The organism is Kitasatospora xanthocidica (genome assembly GCF_014656195.1).
In the GTDB taxonomy this organism is placed as follows: Bacteria; Actinomycetota; Actinomycetes; order Streptomycetales; family Streptomycetaceae; genus Kitasatospora; species Kitasatospora xanthocidica.
This window is the reverse complement of record NZ_BNBY01000026.1, coordinates 1-21,107: the sequence shown is the minus strand read 5'-3', so window position 1 is coordinate 21,107 and position 21,107 is coordinate 1. Positions and strand designations below refer to the sequence as shown.

The window sequence follows — 21,107 nt, the reverse complement described above, 5'->3', positions numbered from 1 at the left end:
AGTTCGCAGGTCGGCAGGCTTGGGGGCATGAACGAAGCGATCACTCTGGACGCCGTGAGCAAGGTCTACGGCAAGGGGCGGGGCGCGGTGGCCGCGCTGCGCGAGGTGACGGTGCACCTGCCCAAGGGCGGCTTCACCGCCGTGATGGGGCCGTCCGGTTCGGGCAAGAGCACCTTCCTGCACTGCGCGGCCGGCCTGGACCGCCCGTCGTCCGGGACGGTCCGTCTCGGCGGCACCGACCTGTCGCGGCTGAGTGAGCACAAGCTGACCGAACTGCGCCGGGAGCGCGCGGGGTTCGTGTTCCAGGCGTTCAACCTGATCTCCTCGCTGACCGTCGAGCAGAACGTCGCCCTGCCGCTGCGGCTGGCCGGTCGGCGCGCCGACGCCGGCCGGCTGGCCGAACTCGTGCGCCGGGTGGGGCTGCGGGAGCGTGCCGGGCACCGGCCCGGGCAGCTGTCCGGCGGCCAGCAGCAGCGGGTGGCGATCGCCCGGGCGCTGATCTCGGACCCCGAGGTGGTGTTCGCGGACGAGCCCACCGGCGCGCTGGACACCATGACCGCCCGTGAGGTGCTGACGCTGCTGCGCCAGACCGTCGACGAGCTCGGCCAGACCATCGTCATGGTCACCCACGACCCCGTCGCCGCGTCCTACGCCGACGAGGTCCTCTTCCTGGCCGACGGCCGGGTCGCCGACACCATGTCCGGGCCGACCGCCGCCAAGGTCGCCGACCGCATGATCCGCCTGGGAGCGTGGAACCGATGATGCTGAGCCTCGCCCTCGCCACCCTCCGGCACCGCGCGGCCGGCTTCGCGGGCGCCTTCGTCGCCCTGTTCTGCGCGGCCGCCCTGGTCTGCGGGTGCGGGACCCTCCTGGTCACCGGCCTCACCGGCACCGTCCGGCCCGAACGCTACGCGGCCGCGCCGATCGTCGTGTCCGGGGACCAGGACGTGCACGCCGTCGAGGACAAGGGCAAGGGGAAGGTCAAGGAGAAGAGCAAGCCGGTCGCCGACCACGCCTGGGTGCCGGCCGCCCTCGCCGACCGCATCGCCGCCCTGCCCTCGGTCCGGGCCGTCGCCACCGAGGTGACCTTCCCGGTGCTGCTGCCCGGCGGGCCCACCGGCGGCTCCTGGGGCCACGGTTGGGAGTCCGCGCCGCTGAGCGGGCTCACCCTCGCCGCCGGCCGCGCACCCTCCGGCCCGGACGAGGTCGTGGTCGACGCGGCCACCGCCGCCGGGCTCCGCCTGTCGCCGGGCTCCACCACCACCGCCCGTACGGCCTCGGGCACGCTGACCGTCCACGTGGTCGGCGTCACCGCCCAGGGCTTCGACAGCCAGGCCGCCGTCTACTTCGCCCCCGACCGGGCCCGCCGGCTCGCCGGCCACGACGGCCTGGTCGGCGCGATCGGCGTCTTCCCGGCCGCGCCGTCGGCCGCCGACGACGTCCGGGCGCTGCTCGCCGGAACCCGGACCGTCCCGGCGCCCGGCGGGACCGCCCCGGCGCCCGGCCAGAGCGTCCCTGCCCCCGTGGTCCGCACCGGCGACGACCGCGGCCGGGTCGAGTTCCCCGACGCCGCCAACGCTCAGGTCCGCCTGGTCAGCATGGGCGCCGTCCTGGCCGGCACCTCGCTGCTGGTCGCCCTGCTGGTCGTCGTCGGCACCTTCGGCCTGTCGATCCAGCAGCGGCAGCGGGAGATCGCCGTCCTGCGGGCCGTGGCCGCGACCGGCCGGCAGGTCCGCAAAATGATCGGCGGCGAGGCGCTCGCCATCGGCCTGGCGGCCGGAACCCTCGGCGCCGCCGCCGGCCTGCCGCTGGGCGACTGGCTGCACGGCCGCTTCGTGGCCCTGGACGTCATCCCGGCCAACCTGCCCGTCGTCCTCTCCCCCTTCCCCGTCGTCGCCGCCGCGGCCGCCACCCTGCTGGCCGGCTGGGCAGCCGCCCGCCTCTCCGCCCGGCGCGCCACCGCCGTCAAGCCGGTCGAGGCCCTCGGCGAAGCCGAACTCAAGCCCCCGCGGCTGGCCCGGACCCGGATCGCCCTCGGCGTCCTCGCCACCGCCGGCGCCGTCACGCTCACCGCCCTGCTCACCGTCCTGCACTCCGACCAGGCCTCGACCCCGGCCTGCTTCGTCGCCGTCCTGCTGTGGTGCACGGCGCTCGCCCTGCTCGGCCCGCTGGTGGCCCGTGCCGGTGTCGCCGTCCTCGGCCTGCCGCTGCGGGCGTCCCGGGTCGGCGGCTACCTCGCCGCCCACAACCTGCGCGCCGGGGCGCACCGGCTGGCCTCGGTCGTCACCCCGCTGACCCTGCTGGTCGCGATGGCCTGCACCATCCTGTTCACCCAGACCACCGTCGACCACGCGGCGGACGCGCAGCGCGAGCGCGGGAACACCGCCGACTTCGTCGTCGGGCCGCGCGTGCCGGGCACCGCCGCCCAGGCGCTCGCCGCCGTCCCGGGCGTACGGACCGTGACCCGGGTGCTCCACACCCAGGTCCGCGACGGGCTGACCAAGCGCAGCGTCCAGGCGGTCACGCCCGAGCGCCTGTCCGACACCCTCGACCTCGGCGTCACCGCCGGCGACCTCGGCCGTCTGACGGACGGTACGGCGGCGGCCGCCGACGGGCTGGGCTACCGGCTCGGCCAGCGGGTGCGCCTGGTCCTCGCCGACGGCACCCCGGCCGAGGTGACGGTCGTCGCCCTCTACGGCCGCGGCCTCGGCTTCGGCGACCTCACCCTCGCGCACTCCCTGGTCACCGCCCACGTCGACGTGCCGCTCGACGACGAACTGCTCGTCCGGGGCGACGGCAGCGGGGCCGCGCCCACCCGGCAGGCCCTCACCGCCGCCCTGCACGGCGACCCCGGCCTGGGGGTGCTGGAGCGCGCCGCCGCCGTCCAGGCCTCGCAGACCCGGGTCAGCGCCCAGATCGGCTACGTCACCCTCGGGCTGATCATCGCCTTCGTCGCCATCGCCGTCCTCAACACCCTGGCCATGAGCATCAGCGACCGCCGCCCCGAGTTCGCGGCCCTGCGGCTCACCGGCGCCACCCGCCGCCAGATCCGGCGAATGCTCGGCTGGGAGACCGCGGCCTCCGTCGCCGTCGCCACCGCGCTCGGCCTCGCCATCGCCGTCGCGGTGCTCACCACCTACGCCCAGGGCATCACCCGCGGCACCGCCGGACCCGCCGTACCGGCCACCACCCTCGCCCTGGTCCTCGCCGGCACCGCCGCCCTCGCCGCCCTCGGCACCTGGCTCCCCGCCCGCACCACCCTCCGCGGCCTCCGCGGCCGGGCGTGAACAACCCCGCACCCCGGCGGCCCGGCCCCGGCTACGGGGCCGGGCCCGCGTGGGCCCGGCCCCGTAGCCGACACGCGCGGAAACCGGGATGCCCCGGCCCGCTCGGGCGGAGGCGCCGTCGTTCGTGAGGGTCCGTGAGCGCCCGTGTGGGCCCGTGTGGGAGAGTACGGCGCGATCATGAATCCTGGGGGGTGGATCAGTGCGCACACGTCATCGCGTGGTGACCGGGCTCGTTCTCGCGGTTCTCGGCGTGTCGGCCTGCGCAGCCGACCCGCGGGCCCGTCCGGACAGCCCCGCGGCCTCCCGCCACGTGCCTTCGGACCGGCTGCGGGACGGCCTGCTGACCCAGGACCGGCTCCCCCGCGGTTTCCGGCTGAACACGGCGGAGGCCGACTCGACGACCACCGGCGCTCCGCACACCCCCTCGGCGGTCCCCATCGCGGCGATGCCGTGCTCCGAACTCGGTGTCGACTCCTTCATGACGGCTCACGCCCCACCGGCGGAGGACGTCGCGGTGGGGGTGGAACGGACTCCGGTCGGCGACGGCGACGACGACTCCGGGTGGTTCGGCCAGGAAGCGCTCGACCGGTACCAGCCCGGACAGGCGGCCGCGGTCATGGCCGCCATCCGCGAGGCCGCCCGGCGCTGCGCCTCCTTCACCACCACCGTCGTGGACGGGACGCCGCTCCGCCAGACCGTGTCCGTCACACCGGCCGGGGTACCGGCCGACGACGGCCTGCTGCTCCACCTCACGTCGACCTTCCCCGACGACCCGCAGCCGTTCATCGACGAGACCGCCTTCGTCCGGATCGGCGATGTGATCGTCCTGGTGCAGCGGATCGCCGACCGGAAGCCGTCGTCGGATTCGGAAGCCGTGCTCGCGGCCGCGGTGACGACGTACCGTTCCGCCACCGGCCGCTGACGGCTCAGCCGCCCGCCGGCACCCGGAGCGTGCCGCACCGCTGCATCCGCTGCCGGCGCGGCCGGGAGCCGGCGAGGGCGGTGAAGACGGACTGGACCACCACCAGGTACATCAGTTGCCGGTGGACGAACTGCCGCAGCGGCAGGCTCCACAGCCGTCCGAGCCGTTCCCCGTCCAGCCGGAACGCGTAGGCGCCCATCAGCGTCTGGACGGGGCCTCGGTCCACGCCTCGGTCCACGCCTCGGTCCACGCCTCGGCCTTCTCCTCGTAGACGACCCGCCGGCCGGCCCGGCAGAGCGCCATGGTGCGGCCGGTGTCCTCGGCGAGCGTCTCCTCGCCCACGCCGCCGGCCGCCGGCAGCGCCGAGCGGCGGAAGGCGCCGACCGCGCCCGGCACGGTGGGCATGCACTCGGCGAGGTCGAAGAGCCGGCGGTCCGGGTTGAAGCCGACCAGCGATCGCGGCGGATCGCGGGGTGGGTGGCCGCACCCTGTTCAGCGCCTGTGCCCGGCCCGCTGTCACACCCCTTCTCCCCCTCCCGGGCGGCCGTGGGGCGGCGTCGGGCCCGGCTGCCGGGCCGTGGGCCGTGGGGGCCTGATCGCGCCGAACGCCGTTTCCTGCCACGGCGTCTCGGCTACGCTCGCGCTGGGGACGGCCGGAATCGAACAAGGGGGCGCATCCATGCCGTACGCGATCGGCGCGAAGGTGAAGCTGACCAGGGACGCGCAGGTCACCTCGGACGCCGCGGCGGCCGGGCTCGGCCTCCCCGGCCCGCTGTTCCTGGCCGAGGGCCTGGAGGGCGTCGTCACGGGCTCGGCGCAGGAGAGCGGCGGCATGGCCCAGGAGTACCTCGCCGCCTTCGACCAGCAGGTCGGCCCGGGCCAGTTCACGGGTCACACGGCCCTCCTGATCGACGGGCTGCGTCAGCAGGTCATCCGGCACGGGGCGGCCGTCCCCGGGGGCAGCGCCCGGGTCAGGTACCGGGTGCGCTTCGAGAACGGGTTCGTCCTCGGCGGTGTCGAAGAGGACTGGCTGACCGGAGCCTGAGTGCCCGCCACCGTGCTCCCGCCGGCCGGCGGGAGCCGGGCATGACGTCCGGCAGGCGCGGGCCCCGCTCATCCCCCGGCGCCGCGGAAGGCGACGGCGGTGACCAGTCCGGCGATCCGGTGTTCGGCGGCCGGGCGCAGTCCGGCCTCGGCCGCGTGGCGCAGCCACACCGACCGGGGCAGGAAGTGCCAGGCCCCGGGGCCGTAGGCGGCGATGTTGGCGGCGTCACGCAGGTGCTCGACCAGCAGCAGGGTGCCGCCCGGGCGCAGCGTGCGGGCCACCTCGGTGAACAGCGCGCGGCGGTCCTCGGGGCGGCGCAGCTCGTGGGCGGCGAAGACGGCGAACACGGTGTCCAGCGAGGACGTCCGGGCGGGCAGCGCGCCCGGACGGGCCGGCACGGTGCCGGGGGCGGGCGGGACGCGGCGCCGGGCCCGCCGGATCGAGCCCTCCGTGGTGAGCGCCGGGTCGTACAGGTCGGCGATGTGCTGGCGGGCCGCCGGGTGGCGGGCGGAGATCCGGGGGCTGGCCTCGTCCAGCCCGGCGGAGATCACCAGGTGCGTGCCGGGGCCGTCGGGCAGCAGCGCGGGCAGCCAGTCGTAGGTGTAGAGCGCGGAGCGGTCGTAGACGCACCAGGTGGCGAGGGTGCTGACGGCGAGGTGGGCGGCCGCGGTGGCGGCCCCGGCCCGGGCGAGCACGGCGGCCGGCCGGGGCAGGTGGCGGGCCGCCGCCCAGCCGCCGGCCGCGGTGAGGACGCCGGCCGCGTACAGGGGCCAGTTGTAACGGACCACCTCGCGGACGCCGGAGGCGCGCCGGGGCGGTGGGACGGTGCTCACCGGGCGGCCCCGTCCAGGGTGCGGCGGCTGCCGCGCTGCCAGCCGTAGTCGACGTCGGCGACGTGGAAGGCGTTGGCGAGCACGGGCCGGCTGCCGGCCAGCGGGCCGTGGTCGAAGAAGGTCAGCCGGGGGACCTCGACCGCCACCGGGACGGGCTGCCAGTCGGTTCGGGTGGCCTTGACCACGACGACCGAGCGGGTCTGCGGCTCGTACTCGAAGGTGTAGGGCAGCGGGCCGGCGAACCGCCGGGCCGCCCGGGCGTCCGCGAAGGGGCTGCCCGGCGGCAGGGCGGCCGGGGCGCTCCCCAGGTCGGCGCGCACATGCAGGTCGGCGCGGCCGTCGCCGCTGAGGACCTTGAACTCCAGGGTGTCGCCGACCGTCCGGGTGCCGATCCGGGCGTGGCGGTAGTGGTAGCGGGTCAGGAGGTTGCCGCCGGCGGTCATCAGCCGGCTGTCGGTGTCCGAGCGCAGGATCCGCAGCCCGCGCATGGTCCGCCCAGCGGGGGTAGGGAACCGGGTGAAGACCCGGTAGCCGGTGAGGATGAAGTCGCGGCCGAACCGGGCCGGCAGCGCGGCCGGGCGCAGCGCCCGGGTGTCGACCACGGCGGCCGCGACGAAGCCGTGCTCGGTTCCGGTCGGGTCGGTGTAGGTGTCCAGGGCGAGCCCGGGCGGTACCAGCGGGGCGAGCAGCCGGGGCGGCAGCGCGTAGGTGAGGACGAGGGAGTGCGCGAAGTGGGTGCGGATCGGGACGGGGTGGCGCTGGAGGAGGTGTCGCACGGTCGACTCCGTTGGTCTGCGCGGGGGTTGGGGTGGGGGTGGGCGTTCGCGGCGTGGGTTCGCGGGGCGCGGTTCAGGGGCGCGGGGCGCTGGGCGCGGGTTCGCGGGGCGCGGGCTCAGAGGTGGACAAGCCGGATGACGCCCCACAGCGGGCAGCGGTCCTCGGCGGCGGCTCCCGGGCCGGCGGGCCCCGGTTCGCGGACGCTGCGCAGCACCGCGACCCCTCCGGGCCGGACGGCGTGGCGCACGGCGGCGAGCAGCCGGCGGGCGAAGGCCGGGTCGGGGCCGTCCAGGACGTTGGAGAGCGTCACCGCGTCGTAGGCCGCGGCCGGGGAGCGTTCGAGGTGTTCGAGGACGTCGCCGTGGAGCAGCCGGACGGGTGGCCCGGGCGGGGCCGTTCTGCCGGGCGGTACGTCGCCGCCGGGCAGTTCGCGCCCGAGCAGGAGCCGCCAGGCCCAGGGGTTGTCGGCGTTGGGGTGGCGGGCGAAGCCGCGGGCCAGCCGGGCCCGCAGCACGGTGTCGAAGCGGTGCGGCAGCACGGCCCGGAACGCCGGGCGCAGGCCGCCCGCGAGCGTGCCGGCCGGACGGAGGGCGGCGCCGAGCAGCAGCCGCAGGCCCGGGCCGTCGAGGTGGCGGTGCCAGTGGCGGGCCTGCGCCGCCGGGTCGTCGAGGCGCAGGAACCGTTCCAGCGCCGCCGGGCGCCAGGCCGGCAGGACGGTCGCGGCGGCGGACCGGCCGAGGGCGAGCAGCCGTTCCGCCGTACCGGTCGCGGCGGGCGCACCGGCGGCCAGGCGGGCGTGGGCGTAGGCGAGTTGGGCCGGGTTGAGGTCGACCGCGGTGACCTGGTGGCCGGCGGCGGCCAGCGCGGCGGCGGTGTCCCCGGCGGAGGCGACGCACAGGACGCGGGCGCCGGGCGGCGGGAAGGCGGCGAGCTCGACACCGGGGTCCTCGTACATCCGGCCGAACAGCACGGCGGGGCGTCGGGGGCGCAGGCTCAGCAGCCGGTGGTCGGCCCAGGGGGTCGTGGTGCTCACGCGGTCCTCACCGTACGGGTGGCGGGGGTGTGCCGGCTGGCGGCGACGGTCCAGATCAGCGCCAGGAAGGCGAGGTCCTGGACGACCAGCCGTCCGGGTTCGGGGATCTCGTCGGCGCCGAACAGCAGGCCGCCGGTGTTGAACCCGGCCACCAGGACGGTCTGCACGACCGCGGCGAGGCGGGCGCGGCGGCCGGTCAGCACCCAGAGGCCGAGGGCCACCTCGGCCGCCCCGATGGCGAGCAGCAGTGGTGTCACCGCCCACCCGGGCAGCAGCGGCACCGACTCCACGATGGCCCGCTGGTCCGCCCGGCCCGGCCAGATCTTGCACCAGAGCCCTTCGTAGCCCCACATCAGCGCCACCGCTGCGGCGGCCGCCCTGTTCTGCCACGGCGTCATGTCTCCCCCTTCCTCCTGCTGCCTCACCGGGGTCACGCGACCGCGTCGGGGCAGCCCGGGACCGCCCCGCACCGCTGTTCACGGCCGGGAGGTGCCTGCTCGGCATCATCATGGCGCACGACTTTGAACACGTTCAACTCGGCTCCTCCCCTACCCGCCGGGGCCGCCACCGAGCGGGCCGCGCCACCCCGGCGACGGACGTGGGGGGGACGTCGCGACGGCCCCGTGCCAGGGCGTCCGGTCCGCGGGCGCAGGGCCTCCTGGACGCACGAGAGCCCACCGGCGCAACGCTGCGGCGTACGCGCGGGCGCGAGGCGCCGGCGGCGTGCGGCGGCGGCGTGCGGCGGCCGCGAGTACGGGTACGGGTACGGGTACGGGGGCATTTGGTGGGCGAGGGCGGATTCGAACCGCCACAGCCGAAGCGGGGGTGTTACAGACCCTTGGGCTCTCCTGTGCCCGGCTCGCCCTTGGCGGAGGAGGTGGGGGTCGAACCCACACGGATGCTCGCGCACCCCAACGGTTTTCAAGACCGAGGCCGGCGCCGCCTGTCGGCTGGCTCCTCCAACGAACTGCTCAGTACTGCGCGGAGAGTGCGCGGATCGAACGCGCGCGGGCTTTCACCCGACGACGGCTTAGCAAGCCGCTGCCTTACCACTCGGCCAACTCTCCATGTGCTGCGCTGCCGGACGAGGATTCGAACCCCGATCGCCTGATCCAGAGTCAGGTGTGCTGCCTGTTGCACCATCCGGCACGGGGGGCGGCACACACGAAAAAGGGCCGCCCGCGCGGGGAACGCTCCCCGGGGCGGCCCGGCAGGAACGCCGGTCAGCGCGCTACGAGGACGTCCCGCTACTCTGGGAACGCGAGGAGCACTGATACGACTGAACGCGGGTGACGCTGCTGTTCACGGTCGTTGCTCCTTCCTTCTCCAGGGCCTGTGCGGCGCGATGTGCCCACTGTGCCGGAGCAACGACGGCGGGGACAACCGGTTTTAGCGGCCGGGCGGTTCGAGCGCCTCGTCCTCCAACCCGCGGCGCATCGTCCCGATCTCCGGCCTACGGCCCACGCCGTAGGATGACGCCGATCATCACGCTGAACAGGGGGAGGTGTTCCCGTGGATCTCACCGGGCGCACGATGGTGGTGACCGGGGCCGGGCGCGGTTTCGGGCGGGCGTTGGCGCTTCAGGCGGGTCGGCTGGGTGCGCGTGTGTTCGTGTCCGCGCGTTCTCTGGCGACGGCTCGGAAGGTGGCCGACGAGGTGGCGGCCGACAGCGGCGCGCCGGCTGACGCGTTCGCCTGCGATCTGGCCGATCCGGCTTCCGTCCGGGCCTTCGGCGCCGGAGTGGCCTCCCGCACCGACCGGGTGGACGTGCTGGTCAACAACGGTGCCCGTTACCTGGCGGGTCCCGATCTCGGGGACGCGGACGACGACGCGATCACCGACACCGTCGCCTCCGGAGCCACCGGCACACTGCTGACGGTCAAGCACCTCCTGCCACTGCTGCGCGCTTCCGCCGGAGCGGACGTGGTCAACCTGGTCTCCTCGGCCGCGGAACCCCGGGACCACCGCTCCCAGGCACACCCCGCGTTCTACGCCGCCAAAGCCGCCCAGGCCGGCTTCGCCGACGTCCTCTCCCACCGGCTGCGCCCCGAGGGCATCCGCGTCATCTCGCTCTACCCCCCGGACTTCACGGACGGCGACCCGCTCGCCCCCGCCTGGGATCACGCTTCCCGGACCGCAAGCGACCCGCTGACCGCGCAGTCCGTTCTCGACTGCGTCCTGTTCGCGATCAACCAGCCGCGGGACTGCTTCGTCCGCTCCTTCCACTTCGAGCAGTTGTAGGAACTGCCCCGGCCGAGCGCGCCTTCACCCACTCACCGGGACGACCCGCCGAGTCCATGCGAGCCGCCTGACCGAACACCCTGAATCCGGCGTCCGGTAGGCGGCGCCGGACGGTTCACCCGCCGTCCGCGGCCCGCACCGGGCGGCGCGGAAATTCCTGGAATCCGTGACCCCGCGGCCGCCCGGAACAGTGCCGTGGGCGGCCCTCGGCGGGCCTTGGCGGCGGTGCGGCGGCCGGGCGGCACGGTGGGCGGCCGGGCGCTTCCGATCGCGCCTCAGAGGGCCCGTCGACGGCTTCGGCAAACCGGCTCTGACCTGGTGTTTTCTCGGAAATCCCCTAGGCTGGGCGAGCTCTGTCGGACACCCTCGGAGGGGGCATCATGAGCGAGGAATCCACGGCGTACGACGCCGGCATGATCGTGGCTCTGGAGGGCCTGGACGCCGTTCGGAAACGGCCCGGGATGTACGTCGGATCGGTCGGTCGACGCGGCCTGCACCACCTGGTGTTCGAGGCCGCAGAGCGGGCGCTGGAGGAGGTCCTCGCGGGCACCGCCGCCCGGGTCGAGATCACCCTCACCGCCGACGGCGGCGTCCGCGTCGCCGACGACGGCGCGGGCCTGCCGGTCGGGCGCGCGGGCCACACCGGCCCCGGTGGACCCGGCGACGGCCCCGGCGACGGCCCTTCGCTGGAGCAGTGGTTGACCGTGCTCGGCTGCGGGATCCAGCCGGTCAACCGGCGCTCGCTGTCCGGTGGTTACTCCGGCGTGGGACTGGCCGTCGTCAACGCGCTGTCGGACCGGCTGACGGCCGAGGTGCGGCGTGGCGGCGCCCGCTGGGTGCTGGAGTACGAGCAGGGCGTGGCCATCGCGGCGCCCGTCCGCACCGGACCGGCCGAGGGCAGCGGGACCACGATCACCTTCCGGCCCGATGCCGGGATCTTCGAGACGCTGGAGTTCTCGTTCGACGCGCTGGCCGAGCACTTCAGGGAACTGGCCTTCCTGAACCGGGACTTGGACATCACCCTGACCGACGACCGCGACCCCGCGGCGCCCCGGGCCGTCCGCTTCCGCTTCCCGGGCGGGCTGCGGGACCACCTCGCCGAGCAGGGCGGCCCGCTCCACCCGGACGTGATCGCCTTCGAGCGCGAGTGCCCCGGCATGGAGGGCACCGTCGAGGTCGCCCTGCGCTGGTGCGACTCCCCCGGGGAACGGGTCACGAGCTACGCCAACAGCCGGCCGACCGCCGGCGGCACCCACGAACTCGGCCTCCGCGACGGCCTGGCGGCCGCACTCACCGCCCACGCCCGCGAGCAGCGGCTGCTCGCCCCGTCCGACCCCGACCTCACCCCCGGCCGACTCGGCGCGGGCCTGACGGCGGTCGTCTCGGTGAAGCTCGACCGCCCCGAGTTCGAGGGCTGCATGCGCGAGCGGCTGGGCAACACGCCCGTGCGCGCCTGCGTCGCCGAGGCCGTCCGGGAGCACCTGGCCGCCTGGCTCCGCGCCGAACCGGCGCAGGCGACGGCCGTCCTCACCCGGATCCGGGCGGCCAACCGCCGCTGACGGCGGCACACCGCCGGCCCGGAGGGTTGTCCCCCGCCTCCGGCCGGTGCTTTGCTGACGGCATCAACTCCCGGCGGTGGGGCGGGTGATGAACGGGGGAGGTATCACATGCCGGAATGGACCGGCGGGGTCGCGAAGATGACCGTCATGAGCGCCGTCGTGGCATCCGCCGCGCTCGGCCTCGCGGCACCGTCGCACGCCGCCGCACCGCAGGCGCCGGTGTCCGCCGCCGCCCACGAGACCCACGCGGCCCACGCGGCCGCCGACACCGCCGCTCCCGTACACCCGGTGACGGACAGGCAGAACCAGGGGCACTGACGGGAAGTGGCGACGGCTCCCCCGGTACGGCCGGGGGAGCCGTCGCCCGTGTCTCCCAGCGCATGTCGTTCCCGGGGGCCCGGTCAGACGGGGAGGCGCCGGGCGAGCCGCTCCCACTGCCGTACGGGCGGGGAGTCGGGCGTGGTGGTGACGAGGTGGAGGCTGACGTGGTCGGCTCCGGCGTCGAGGTGCTCCAGGACGCGGTGGGCGATGTCCTCGGCGCGGCCGTGGGCCACCAGTGCGTCGACCAGCCGGCCGTCGAGCGCGTCCGGGTCCTCGTGCCCGATCCCTCGCAGCAGTTCGCGACGGTTCGGCAGGGCGGCCGCGGCCGCGGTGCGGGCCAGGTCGGCGCTGTCCGCGCGGTCGTGGCCGAGCACGCACAGCTGGGTGACGGCCAGCAGGGCCTCGTTCCCGAGGACGGTCCTGGCGGTGCGGGTGTACTCGACCGGCATACCCAACATCGTTGCGCCCCGCGCGCGTTCGGCGGCGAGGGCGAGCATGTCGGGTGTCAGCGCGGCGAGTACGCGGCTGGGCGAGGAGGCCGTGCCGGGTGGCCCGAACGGGGCGGTGTCCAGTGCGTCGAGGTAGGAGCGCATGGTGGCCACGGGCGGCCCGAAGCGGTGGCCGCGGACGTCCTCGGCGAGGCTCGGGTGGCTGTCCCACAGGCCGAGCAGGAACCGTCCGGGGAACGCCTCGTCCAGGGTGCGCTGCGCGGCGGCGGCCGTGACGGGGTCGCGGGCGTAGATGTCGGTCATGCCGGCGGCCACGGTGAGGTGCCGCGTCGCCGTCAGGAGGATCGCGGCCTGCGCCACGGCCTCCCGTCCGGTGGTCTCGGCGAACCACAGGGTGCCGTAGCCGAGGTCCTCGACCGCGGCGGCGGCGTCGCGGACCCCGGCGGCGGGGAGGTGGTCGAGGTCCCCCGCCCAGATCCCGATCCGCCCGAGGCCGTGGGGGCGGGCGCTCACGCTTCCTGCCCCGCGGCGCGCGCGGAGTCCGGGGCGGAGCCCGGGGCAGAGTCTCTGGCGGAGTCCAGGAACGCCGCGATCCGGGACGCGCCGGTGCGCTCCAGCCAGGTGCCGAAGTCCATCACCGCGGGGTGGATCCTCCGGGTGGCGGGGAGGTCGGCGCGGTAGCCGAGCGTGTTGAGCCACTCGTTGGCGTAGGCGAAGTCCTCGCTCAGGGCCCGGATCGCGTCGATCGGGATCCGGACGTAGGGCAGCGGTATGCCGAGCGCCTCCCCGATGGCCGCGGCGATCCGGACCGGCGTGAGTTCGTCCCCGGCCAGGGCGACCGCCCGGCCGATCCACTCCTGCGGCCGGGAGAACGCCAGCGCGGTGACGGCGCCGACGTCGTCGACGGCCATGACCTGCTGGGGGACGTCCGGTGCGAGCCCGGTGGACAACGTCCCGTCCCGCAGCGCGTATCCGCCGGTGAAGTTCTCCATGAAGGAGACCGGCCTCAGGATCGTCGCGGGCAGGCCGAGCGCGGCGATGTGCCGCTCGATCCGCCACTTGCTGACCAGGTTCGCCGGGACCTTCTCCTCGGGGTGGCGGTCCGCTCCGGCGACCGAGGTGAAGACGAGGTGCCCGACGCCGGCGGCGTGCGCGGCCTCGGCGACGTTCATGCCCCAGCGCACCTCGTCCTCGGCGGTGAAGTCCGGTGCGGTGCCGGGCGAGCCGACGGTGGGCTGGACGCTGAACAGGCCCCAGGCGCCCTCGGCCGCGGCGGTCAGGGAGTCGACGTCCTCCATCCGCGCCCGCACCACCCGCGCTCCGGCCCGTGCCAGCGCCACGGCACCGGGCCCGTTCGGGTCGCGCGTCAGTGCGCGCACCTGCCAGCCGTCGCGGAGCAGGTGACGCGTCACGGCCGTGCCCTGCGGGCCGGTCGCTCCCGTCACCACGACGGTCTTCTGCGGCGGTTCCACGTCTCTTCTCCATCGCTTCCGTGCGGAAGGGGAGCCGCCCCATAAGTGGGGTGTCCCTCCGTTTCTCGTTCGCTACGATATGGAGGACCACCCCGTTTTTCAAGCCGTCAGGAACGCCCGTGCCCAAGGACGCCGCCACCCCGCCGAACCGGCCGATGCGGCCGATGCGCGCCGACGCCCGCCGCAACGCCGAGAAGATCGTGGCCGCCGCCGGGGCCCTCATCGCCGAGCACGGCGCCGACGCCTCCCTGGAGGAAGTCGCCCGCCGCGCCGGGGTCGGCTCGGCCACCCTGCACCGCCACTTCCCCTCCCGGCAGGCGCTCCTGGAGGCGGTCTTCAAGGACCGGGTGGAAGCCCTGTGCGCGAGGGCCCGCGATCTGCTCACCGACCCCGACCCCGGCCACGCCCTGTCCACCTGGCTGCGCGCCGTCGGCGCACACGCCGTCGCCAACCGGGGCCTGGGGGCGTCCCTGATGCGCGACGCGGACCCGGCACTGGGCGAGACCTGCCACGACATGATCACCGACGCCGGAGACGCCCTCCTCGCGCGCGCCCGGGCGGCGGACGCCGTCCGCCCCGGGATCACCACCACCCGGCTGCTGAGACTCGTCGGAGCCATCGCCCTGGCCACCGAACAGGACAGCGACGGCCCGGCCGAGGCCGACCTCCTGCTCACGATCGCCATCGACGGCGTACGCGCGCGCTGACGGTCCGCCGGGCCCGCGTCACCTCTCCCCGGCTGCCCGGCTGGGGAGAGGTGACGCGGGTGCCGGCGGTGCGGGTGTCCGAGGTGGTCACCCGCCGCGGGGGTCAGCTCCAGACGCGGTAGACGGCCTCGCGCGCCGGGCCGAGGTACTTCTGGTAGGTGCCCAGGTTCCAGGCCGCCCAGGAGGCCCAGCCGCGGCCGGTGCCGTCGTTGTCGATCCTGTAGGCCTTGCGGGCCGACCAGCCCATGTCCTGCCAGTTCTCGGCGGTGACGACCTCGGCGTCGTGGTAGTGGACCTCGGGGTACCAGCGCTCGTTGATCTGCCAGGCGCCGAGGTCCTTGGTGCCCGGGTCGGGGTCGGTGGGCAGGTTGGTGTGGACGGCCAGGCGGTCGCAGCCGGACTCGGCCATGGCGATCGCCACGGCGTAGATCGCGTCGTCGTTGCGGCCCTCGCCGGACTTGTCCTTCGCGAAGCCCGCCAACTGGGCTTCGCGGGCGCAGGCGTCGATGCCGCTCTGGTCGCCTGCGGCCTCGGCGGTGAAGGTGGTCGAGGTGAGGCAGAGGGCCAGGACGGCGACCGAACCGGTCAGCAGGGCACGGGTCTTGCTCAGCACGGGAGTTCTCCCTTCGACGACGGCCCGGGGTCGGGCCGTTACGAGGAAGGACGCTAGGCAGCGTTGGTAGACAAACGGTCAACGCGCGAGCGCGGACCGTCACCGCCCATGGGCCGGTGCTACCGGTCGAGGTGACGGATCGTCACAGTAAAACCCGTCGCCGAGGCCGACGCATGCCGTCGGGGTCCCGGTGGTGTGGTCAGTCCGAGGTGGTCGGGGCACCGGGGCGGTCGCCTTGGCGGGCGACGGCCTCCGTCCACTGGGGGAACTGTGCCAGGGGTATCGCGGGCGAGGTGGCGGGGAGGAAGGCGACGCGGCAGCGGCGGCACAACCAGCTTTCCCGCCACACCTGTTGGAGCTGCTGCCACTGCTCGTAGGTCCGGGGCCACTGGTCCGCCGTGTCGCCGCGGCGGCTCCGGTGGCCGGACTGGACGGCGAGCCCGATCCCCAGCAGGATCGCGGCGACGAGGAACACGCCGTAGCGGTAGCCGACCCGGTAGGCGGGGTCGGAGCTGCCGCCGCCGTCGCCGGAGAGGAGCGTGTGCAGGCCCAGCAGGGCGAGGAGGCCGGCGAGGACGAAGAGGGTGATCGCGGCTCCGGTCGTGCCCCCGGGCTCGGGTGGCAGCGACAGCAGTTCCCGCGTCGGCGGGTCGAGGGGGCGGTCGGAGTCCAGCAGGGCTTTCCGTACGGCGACGGTTTCGTCCGCCGCGGCGCACGTCGGGCAGGTGGGGCTCATCGGGTGGTGGCTCCGGAGGTGATGCACGGCGTGCACGAAGGGACGACGGGACGAGCACGTAGTACAGCACAGGGGGCTGACCGCCCGTCCGACCGGCCCGGGGGCCGGGACCCGGAGCCGGGACCCCCGGAGCCGGAACCCCGGAACCGGGACCCCGGGGCCGGAACGCGACGGCCGTGCGGCGGGGCCTACTTGCCGGCGCCGGCCATGGAGGTGACGGCCTCGGCGACGGTGGGGCGGTAAAGCCCCATCTGCGGGTTGAGGACGTGTGCGCCGCCGGGCAGCGGGAAGTTGCGGGTGTTCGCGAGGGGCATGTTGGTGCCCTCGTCGTCGACCAGCACGTTGATTTCGTTGATGCCGGGGGCGGTGCCGGTGGTGGCGCCGCTCGGGTCGAGGTCGATCACCGCGTAGGCCTTCTGGCCCGCCGCGACCGGAACGCGCAGCGTGCCGCTGGCGAGGATCGGCTTGATGTTCTTGCTCTGGTCGCGGGCGGTGGAGTTGCCCAGGTCGACCCCCGGGGAGGAGCTCAGGCTGCAGGCGGCCGTACCGGTGTTGTGCACCTCTATCACCCACTGGTTGGGTGCCCCGGTGCGGGCCGCCGCGTTGATCGCGAGGTTCTGGATGTCGCACGGGCGGGCGGTGGAGCCGGCGCCCCCGCCGTCGGGGTGGGTGCCGCCGGACGGGCTCGCGCCGGACGGCGTGTGCGGGGCGGGCGCGGCGGTGTGCGAAGTCCCCGCGGTGGCCGGGGTGTTCGCGGTGGGGGCGGCGGGGGCCGGGGCACCCGCCGAGGGCGTGGCGGCCGCCGTCGCGGGCGCGGGGGCCGCCGAGCCGCCGGCCGGGTCGGCGTTGTCGGGCCCGCACGCGGTCAGCGCGAGCCCCGCCCCGACGACGAGGGCGGCGGAGGCGAGCAGCGAACGACGGTGGCGGACGGACATGGTGGCTCCCCGGTGGCGGTTGCGTGCTGACTGTTCGGACACAGCACAGGACGGCCGGAGGGCGGGATCCGGTGGCAGACGGGGCGTCACAATCGTCAGGACATGACAGGGATGGGACTGTGACATTCGGTCGGATGCGGTGGACTCGACGCAGGGCTCCCCCTGTCCGCGGACAACGGCGCGCGGGCACCCGGCCGTGGTGGCGCCGTGGGACGCTGTGGCGGGCGCGGGCACCCAGGCCGTCGCGGCGCGGGCACCCGGCGCCCGCCGGTCAGAGGGAGAGCGCCCCGGGGAAGACCCCGTGCCCGACGCCGGGCTCCGTCAGCGCGAACCAGCCGTGACCGGTCATCGGGGTGTCGGCGTCGATGTCGTCGGGGTCGACGGCGAGCGTGGCCGCCACCGCCTGGGCATCCGATTCCAGCGACGCGTTGGGCTCGTACAGGCCGGGCTCCCACCGCGGGTCGGCCGTCTGCGGCTCCTCCCAGGGGAGCGGCTCGCCCGTCCAGGCGGGTTCGCGGTACGTCGAGTAGGAGCGGACGATGCCGCGGCCGCGCTCGGCGATCGCCCAGGTGTGCTCGTCCTCGTAGCCGTCCCGGCCGAAGTAGAGCGCCCGGCCGCAGCGTTCGGCGAGTTGCTCCAGCGCTCCCGTGTCCGGGCAGCTCACGAGGACCGTGCCGAACAGCAGCCGCCAGCCGGCGATCTCGGGCGTGACGAACACCCGGTGCACCGTCAGCGCGGTACCGCCCGGGCCCGGCACGACCGCCTCGTCGTGGATCCGGCCGGACTGGCCCATCGCCAGGGTGGCGGGGATCCAGTCGTGCAGCCCCAGCACCTCGAAGGCGCCCTCGTACGTGTCGCCCGGCAGCGCGATCCAGTGGAAGTCCCAGTCCGGCTCCGGGCGCCGGTCGGTGATCAGCTTGATCCGCACCAGGCGTTCCAGCGCCGACCGGTCACCCTCCGCCAGCCGGTCGCAGGCGCCGAGCACGGCGAGGGCGTGCAGGGCGTGGCGGCGCAGCCGGCCCGGGCCCGCCGCCCGGACGGCCAGCAGCTCCGGGACGGCCTCCTCCCCCATCGCCCGCACGGCCCGCTCGGCCGAGGTGGACGCTCCCCGGTCGCCGAGCAGCGGCAGGACGGCCCGTACGGCGGGCGCGGCGGCCGGCCCCAGTCCGGCCAGGGCGTGGAGCGCGGCACCGCGCACCGGGGGTTGCGGGTGGCGCAGCAGGCCGGTCAGCTCGTCCAGTTCGTCCTGCTCGTTCACCGCGTCCGCCTGCTGTTCCGTGCTCATGCCGGAGAGGGTAGGCGACCCCACCGACGCCCGGCGGGGGCGCGGCGGCGGGGCGGGCGGTCCGTCAGACGGTCACCGCGATCGCGTACGCCGTCACCGCGAGCAGCCCGGCACAGATCACCACGGCCGGCACCCACTCCAGCAGCAGCCGCTGCTGCCAGGGCCGCTCAGCCTGCTCGGCCGCCTCAGCCGCCTCGGTCGGCTCCGGCTCGGCCGGTTCCTGCGCCAGCCGGCGCAAGCGGGCGGCGAACTCCTCGGTCAGCCGCGGGTCCGACTCGGGCGGTGCGTCCCGCAGTTCCGAGAGCAGCGCGCCGAGCCCGTCCGGTGGGCCGGGCGGCGCCGGGTGTGCGAGCAGCTGGTGCAGTGTGGCGCCGAGCGCGGACAGGTCGGGCGTCCGGGCCGGGGCGAGGGTGCCGAAGCCGAGGATCTTCACGACTCCGGCCGGGGTGAGCAGCAGGCGGGCGGGGTCGATCCCGCCGTGCGTCATCCCGGCCCGGTGCGCGACCGCCAGGGCCTCCGCGACCTGGGCCCCGAACTCGGCGACCTGGGCCGCCCGGTAGCCGCCGTCCAGCAGGTGGTCGTCCAGCGTGTACCCGTCGAGCCGCTCCATGACGAGGAAGGGCCGGCCCTCGTGCTCGCCCGCGTCGAGCACCGTGACGATCCCCGGGTGGCGCAGCCGGACGGCCGGTCCCGGCGCCCGGGCGGGCGTCTTCACCGCCACCGGCCGTCCCGACGCGGTGTCCCGCGCGTACCGGACCTCCCCCGCCCCGCCGGCCTCGATCCGGTACCGCCCGCCGACCACGCTGCCGATCTCCACGCCGCCCCCAGCCACTCCCGGCCCCTCGCCGACTCGGCCCCTTGGCCCCCTCCTCCGGGAGTCCGTACGGAACCGTGGCGACCAGTGTGCGGCACCCGGACGTACCCGCGACGTGCCCGCCTCTCAGCGGAACCGCGCCGCGTGCTCGGCCGCCCAGTCCCGGAAGCCACGGGGCCGGCGCCCGGTGACCCGGCGGACGGTGTCGGTGACCGGCTCCGGATCGCCGATCCGGGCGTGCAGGAAGTCGAGCGCCCCGTCGGCGATCGAGGCCGGCCACCCGTCGGCCAGCATCCGTTCCCGGGCGGCCCCGCGCGGGATCTCCTCCCAGCGGGTCGGCCGTCCCGCCGCCTCGCCGATGATCCGGACCTGTTCGGCCCGGGTGAGCGCCTCCGGCCCGGTGAGGACGTAGCGGGCGCCGTCGTGGCCGTCCCCGGTGAGGACCCGGGCGGCGACCTCGGCGATGTCCCGCTCGTCGACGGGATTGAGCCCGGCCGCCCCGCCGTAGTCCCGCACCACTCCCTCGGCGCGGATCTCCGCGGCCCAGCGCAGCGCGTTGGCGGCGAAGCCGTACGGCCGCAGCACGGTGTGCCGCACACGGCTGCGGACGAGCATCGCCTCGATCTCGCCGTCCGGCCGCCCCGGCGACTGCGGCCCGGCCCCTGGGACGTCCCGGACGGCCGCCGAGGACAGGTACACCACCCGGCCGACCTGTCCGGCCAGTGCCGCCACCGTCTCCTCCGCGCCGTCGACGGTCGGGAACGGCCAGACGAGGAACGCCGCCGTCGCGCCCCGCGCGGCCGCCGCCACCGACTCCGGGTCGCGCAGGTCCCCCCGGACGAGCTCCCCCGCCTGCTCCTTTGCCCGCTCCGGGTCCCTGGTCAGGGCCCGTACCCGCACCGCGGCGGCCGTGAGCCGGGGCACCAGGTGGCGGCCGACCGTCCCCGAGGCGCCGGTCACGAGGACCTCGGGCGATGCGTCAGTTCGTGTGTCCGTCATGCCTACGACCGTAGGTTCGCAGGCCCGGGCGGCCCATGCGTACGGGTCTTCCGTTCCTGCGTGATCGTCTACCTTCGTGCGGGTGGACGTATTGAGCGTGGACGTATTGAGCGACGTGGTCGCGACGCTGCGGACGGGGGAACCGCGCTCGGCCCGGGTGGCCTGGCGGGCGCCGTGGGGCCAGCGCTTCCCGGGGGCGCCGGGGGCGGGCTTCCAGGTGATCCTGCGCGGCTCCTGCTGGCTGGTCCCGGACAGCGGCGAGCCGCTCCGACTGGCCGCGGGGGACGTGCTGTTCCTGCCGCGCGGCCACGGGCACGCCCTCGCCGACCACCCCGGCACACCGCTCGCCGAGCCGCGCTGCGAGCCGCTGGCGGGTCCGTACACGGGTCCGTACACGGGAGCGGAGACGGGAGCGCGGGCGGAGCCGGACACCGTCACCCTCTGCGGTGCGTACCAGCTCGACCCGGTACACGCCCACCCGCTGCTCCGGGACGTCCCGGACGTCCTGCACCTGGCCGCCCGGCCCGGCCGGCACCCGGAGCTCCGCGCGGCCGTCGGACTCCTCGCCGGCGAGCTGGAGTCCCCGCGCCCGGGCGCGGCCGCCGTCGTCCCTGCACTGCTCGACACGCTGCTGATGTTCATCCTGCGGGCCTGGTCCGAGCGGTCGGCGGACGGGCCGGAGCACGGCTGGGCGGCGGCCCTGGCCGATCCCGCGCTGGGACGCGCCCTGCAGGCCGTCCACGCCGAACCGGGCCGGAGCTGGACGGTCGGGACGCTGGCGGCCGAGGCCGGCCTCTCCCGCGCGGCCTTCGCCCGCCGCTTCACCGCCGCGGTCGGTCGGCCGCCCCTCGGGTACGTCACCTGGTGGCGGATGGCGCTGGCCACCCGCCTGCTGCGCGACTCCGACCTGCCGCTCGGCGTGCTCGCCGCCCGGGTCGGCTACACCTCGGAGTTCGCCTTCTCACACGCCTTCAAGCGCCACCACGGCCTCGCCCCGGGACGCTACCGCAGCGCCTCCGCCTAATGGGACTTGCTGAGTCGTAGAGACTCGGTGCCGTAGCCGCCAGCAGGTGAGCACT

At 75.6% G+C, this 21,107-nt stretch carries 21 protein-coding genes, 4 tRNA genes and 1 pseudogene; 9 read left to right on the top strand and 17 right to left on the bottom strand.

Translation table 11 applies throughout. The annotated features are described in order from the left end of the window. Window positions 1-27 precede the first annotated feature (27 nt). From IE332_RS31905 to IE332_RS31895, 3 genes are all read left to right on the top strand, one after another. Window positions 28-762, top strand: coding sequence for an ABC transporter ATP-binding protein (locus tag IE332_RS31905; protein ID WP_189923271.1), 735 nt, complete (start codon window positions 28-30; stop codon window positions 760-762). Beyond that, window positions 759-3,287, top strand: a complete 2,529-nt coding sequence (locus IE332_RS31900) for an FtsX-like permease family protein (protein ID WP_229929081.1) — start codon at window positions 759-761, stop codon at window positions 3,285-3,287. Before IE332_RS31905 ends, IE332_RS31900 begins: the two co-directional genes overlap by 4 nt. Before the next feature lie 220 nt (window positions 3,288-3,507). Beyond that, entirely contained in the window at window positions 3,508-4,209 is a 702-nt protein-coding gene (locus tag IE332_RS31895) for a sensor domain-containing protein (RefSeq protein ID WP_189923269.1), read from the top strand. 4 nt (window positions 4,210-4,213) lie between these two features. Here the strand turns inward: IE332_RS31895 and IE332_RS31890 are convergent. Then, a pseudogene (locus IE332_RS31890) lies at window positions 4,214-4,662 on the bottom strand (glycosyltransferase family 2 protein); the annotation flags it as partial. A gap of 226 nt (window positions 4,663-4,888) precedes the next feature. Here IE332_RS31890 and IE332_RS31885 point away from each other — a divergent pair. Next, window positions 4,889-5,254, top strand: a complete 366-nt coding sequence (locus IE332_RS31885; protein WP_189923267.1) for a hypothetical protein — start codon at window positions 4,889-4,891, stop codon at window positions 5,252-5,254. Between the two features lie 68 nt (window positions 5,255-5,322). Here IE332_RS31885 and IE332_RS42055 read toward each other — a convergent pair whose 3' ends face one another. The 8 genes from IE332_RS42055 to IE332_RS31845 all read right to left on the bottom strand — a co-directional run bounded on the left by IE332_RS42055 (window position 5,323) and on the right by IE332_RS31845 (window position 9,046). Continuing rightward, window positions 5,323-6,087, bottom strand: a complete 765-nt coding sequence (locus tag IE332_RS42055; protein ID WP_268256651.1) for a class I SAM-dependent methyltransferase — start codon at window positions 6,085-6,087, stop codon at window positions 5,323-5,325. Beyond that, window positions 6,084-6,863 (bottom strand): DUF2071 domain-containing protein, encoded by a 780-nt coding sequence (locus IE332_RS31875; RefSeq protein WP_229929080.1) that lies wholly within the window; start codon window positions 6,861-6,863, stop codon window positions 6,084-6,086. The genes IE332_RS42055 and IE332_RS31875 overlap by 4 nt, the downstream gene beginning before the upstream one ends. Before the next feature lie 116 nt (window positions 6,864-6,979). After that, a complete protein-coding gene (locus IE332_RS31870) occupies window positions 6,980-7,897 on the bottom strand; it encodes a DUF3419 family protein (protein WP_229929079.1) in 918 nt (305 codons plus the stop codon). Next, window positions 7,894-8,295: a DoxX-like family protein gene (locus IE332_RS31865; protein WP_229929078.1), complete on the bottom strand. Its 402-nt coding sequence runs from the start codon at window positions 8,293-8,295 to the stop codon at window positions 7,894-7,896. The genes IE332_RS31870 and IE332_RS31865 overlap by 4 nt, the downstream gene beginning before the upstream one ends. Window positions 8,296-8,679: 384 nt before the next feature. Beyond that, window positions 8,680-8,762: transfer RNA gene (locus IE332_RS31860), tRNA-Tyr, on the bottom strand. A 1-nt stretch (window position 8,763) separates the two neighbouring features. Further along, a tRNA-Ser gene (locus IE332_RS31855) sits at window positions 8,764-8,858 on the bottom strand. 21 nt (window positions 8,859-8,879) lie between these two features. Next, window positions 8,880-8,964 (bottom strand) — tRNA-Ser (locus IE332_RS31850). 10 nt (window positions 8,965-8,974) lie between these two features. Next, window positions 8,975-9,046: transfer RNA gene (locus IE332_RS31845), tRNA-Gln, on the bottom strand. 384 nt (window positions 9,047-9,430) lie between these two features. On the opposite strand from IE332_RS31845, the gene IE332_RS31840 reads away from it, so the two are divergent. From IE332_RS31840 to IE332_RS31830, 3 genes are all read left to right on the top strand, one after another. Beyond that, window positions 9,431-10,138, top strand: coding sequence for an SDR family oxidoreductase (locus tag IE332_RS31840; RefSeq protein ID WP_189923432.1), 708 nt, complete (start codon window positions 9,431-9,433; stop codon window positions 10,136-10,138). A gap of 380 nt (window positions 10,139-10,518) precedes the next feature. Further along, on the top strand, window positions 10,519-11,697 hold the full coding sequence (locus IE332_RS31835; protein WP_189923265.1) for an ATP-binding protein: 1,179 nt from the start codon (window positions 10,519-10,521) through the stop codon (window positions 11,695-11,697). Window positions 11,698-11,805: 108 nt separating this feature from the next. Further along, window positions 11,806-12,015: a hypothetical protein gene (locus IE332_RS31830; protein WP_189923263.1), complete on the top strand. Its 210-nt coding sequence runs from the start codon at window positions 11,806-11,808 to the stop codon at window positions 12,013-12,015. 83 nt (window positions 12,016-12,098) lie between these two features. On the opposite strand, the gene IE332_RS31825 is transcribed toward IE332_RS31830, so the two are convergent. Both IE332_RS31825 and IE332_RS31820 read right to left on the bottom strand, forming a co-directional pair. Next, window positions 12,099-12,980, bottom strand: a complete 882-nt coding sequence (locus tag IE332_RS31825) for a TIGR03620 family F420-dependent LLM class oxidoreductase (protein ID WP_189923261.1) — start codon at window positions 12,978-12,980, stop codon at window positions 12,099-12,101. Continuing rightward, the gene (locus IE332_RS31820) at window positions 12,977-13,939 is read right to left on the bottom strand and encodes an NmrA/HSCARG family protein (RefSeq protein ID WP_189923259.1); all 963 of its coding nucleotides are present in this window, start codon (window positions 13,937-13,939) and stop codon (window positions 12,977-12,979) included. The genes IE332_RS31825 and IE332_RS31820 overlap by 4 nt, the downstream gene beginning before the upstream one ends. Window positions 13,940-14,058: 119 nt before the next feature. On the opposite strand from IE332_RS31820, the gene IE332_RS31815 reads away from it, so the two are divergent. Continuing rightward, window positions 14,059-14,646, top strand: coding sequence for a TetR/AcrR family transcriptional regulator (locus tag IE332_RS31815; protein ID WP_308437632.1), 588 nt, complete (start codon window positions 14,059-14,061; stop codon window positions 14,644-14,646). Window positions 14,647-14,749: 103 nt separating this feature from the next. On the opposite strand, the gene IE332_RS31810 is transcribed toward IE332_RS31815, so the two are convergent. The 6 genes from IE332_RS31810 to IE332_RS31785 form a co-directional block, all read right to left on the bottom strand. Beyond that, entirely contained in the window at window positions 14,750-15,259 is a 510-nt protein-coding gene (locus IE332_RS31810) for a transglycosylase SLT domain-containing protein (protein ID WP_189923257.1), read from the bottom strand. Between the two features lie 199 nt (window positions 15,260-15,458). After that, the gene (locus IE332_RS31805; RefSeq protein WP_189923255.1) at window positions 15,459-15,995 is read right to left on the bottom strand and encodes a hypothetical protein; all 537 of its coding nucleotides are present in this window, start codon (window positions 15,993-15,995) and stop codon (window positions 15,459-15,461) included. A gap of 188 nt (window positions 15,996-16,183) precedes the next feature. After that, on the bottom strand, window positions 16,184-16,930 hold the full coding sequence (locus IE332_RS31800; protein ID WP_189923253.1) for a DUF4232 domain-containing protein: 747 nt from the start codon (window positions 16,928-16,930) through the stop codon (window positions 16,184-16,186). Window positions 16,931-17,201: 271 nt separating this feature from the next. Further along, window positions 17,202-18,215, bottom strand: a complete 1,014-nt coding sequence (locus IE332_RS31795; protein ID WP_189923251.1) for a hypothetical protein — start codon at window positions 18,213-18,215, stop codon at window positions 17,202-17,204. A gap of 64 nt (window positions 18,216-18,279) precedes the next feature. After that, window positions 18,280-19,047, bottom strand: coding sequence for a protein kinase domain-containing protein (locus IE332_RS31790; protein WP_189923249.1), 768 nt, complete (start codon window positions 19,045-19,047; stop codon window positions 18,280-18,282). A gap of 108 nt (window positions 19,048-19,155) precedes the next feature. Continuing rightward, window positions 19,156-20,028 carry an NAD(P)H-binding protein gene (locus tag IE332_RS31785; RefSeq protein ID WP_189923247.1) on the bottom strand — a complete coding sequence of 291 codons (873 nt, stop codon included), beginning with the start codon at window positions 20,026-20,028 and terminating at the stop codon, window positions 19,156-19,158. Window positions 20,029-20,125: 97 nt separating this feature from the next. Between IE332_RS31785 and IE332_RS31780 the strand changes: the two genes are divergently transcribed. Next, a complete protein-coding gene (locus IE332_RS31780; RefSeq protein ID WP_189923428.1) occupies window positions 20,126-21,052 on the top strand; it encodes an AraC family transcriptional regulator in 927 nt (308 codons plus the stop codon). Window positions 21,053-21,107 lie beyond the last annotated feature (55 nt).

Bases quoted from the DNA above. Each gene is read 5' to 3' on its own strand.
- IE332_RS31830 (WP_189923263.1), top strand. From the start codon at position 11,806: ATGCCGGAATGGACCGGCGGGGTCGCGAAGATGACCGTCATGAGCGCC.
- IE332_RS31905 (WP_189923271.1), top strand. From the start codon at position 28: ATGAACGAAGCGATCACTCTGGACGCCGTGAGCAAGGTCTACGGCAAG.
- IE332_RS31795 (WP_189923251.1), bottom strand. From the start codon at position 18,215: ATGAGCACGGAACAGCAGGCGGACGCGGTGAACGAGCAGGACGAACTG.
- IE332_RS31800 (WP_189923253.1), bottom strand. From the start codon at position 16,930: ATGTCCGTCCGCCACCGTCGTTCGCTGCTCGCCTCCGCCGCCCTCGTC.
- IE332_RS31885 (WP_189923267.1), top strand. From the start codon at position 4,889: ATGCCGTACGCGATCGGCGCGAAGGTGAAGCTGACCAGGGACGCGCAG.
- IE332_RS31835 (WP_189923265.1), top strand. From the start codon at position 10,519: ATGAGCGAGGAATCCACGGCGTACGACGCCGGCATGATCGTGGCTCTG.
- IE332_RS31900 (WP_229929081.1), top strand. From the start codon at position 759: ATGATGCTGAGCCTCGCCCTCGCCACCCTCCGGCACCGCGCGGCCGGC.
- IE332_RS31840 (WP_189923432.1), top strand. From the start codon at position 9,431: ATGGTGGTGACCGGGGCCGGGCGCGGTTTCGGGCGGGCGTTGGCGCTT.
- IE332_RS31865 (WP_229929078.1), bottom strand. From the start codon at position 8,295: ATGACGCCGTGGCAGAACAGGGCGGCCGCCGCAGCGGTGGCGCTGATG.
- IE332_RS31805 (WP_189923255.1), bottom strand. From the start codon at position 15,995: ATGAGCCCCACCTGCCCGACGTGCGCCGCGGCGGACGAAACCGTCGCC.
- IE332_RS31785 (WP_189923247.1), bottom strand. From the start codon at position 20,028: ATGACGGACACACGAACTGACGCATCGCCCGAGGTCCTCGTGACCGGC.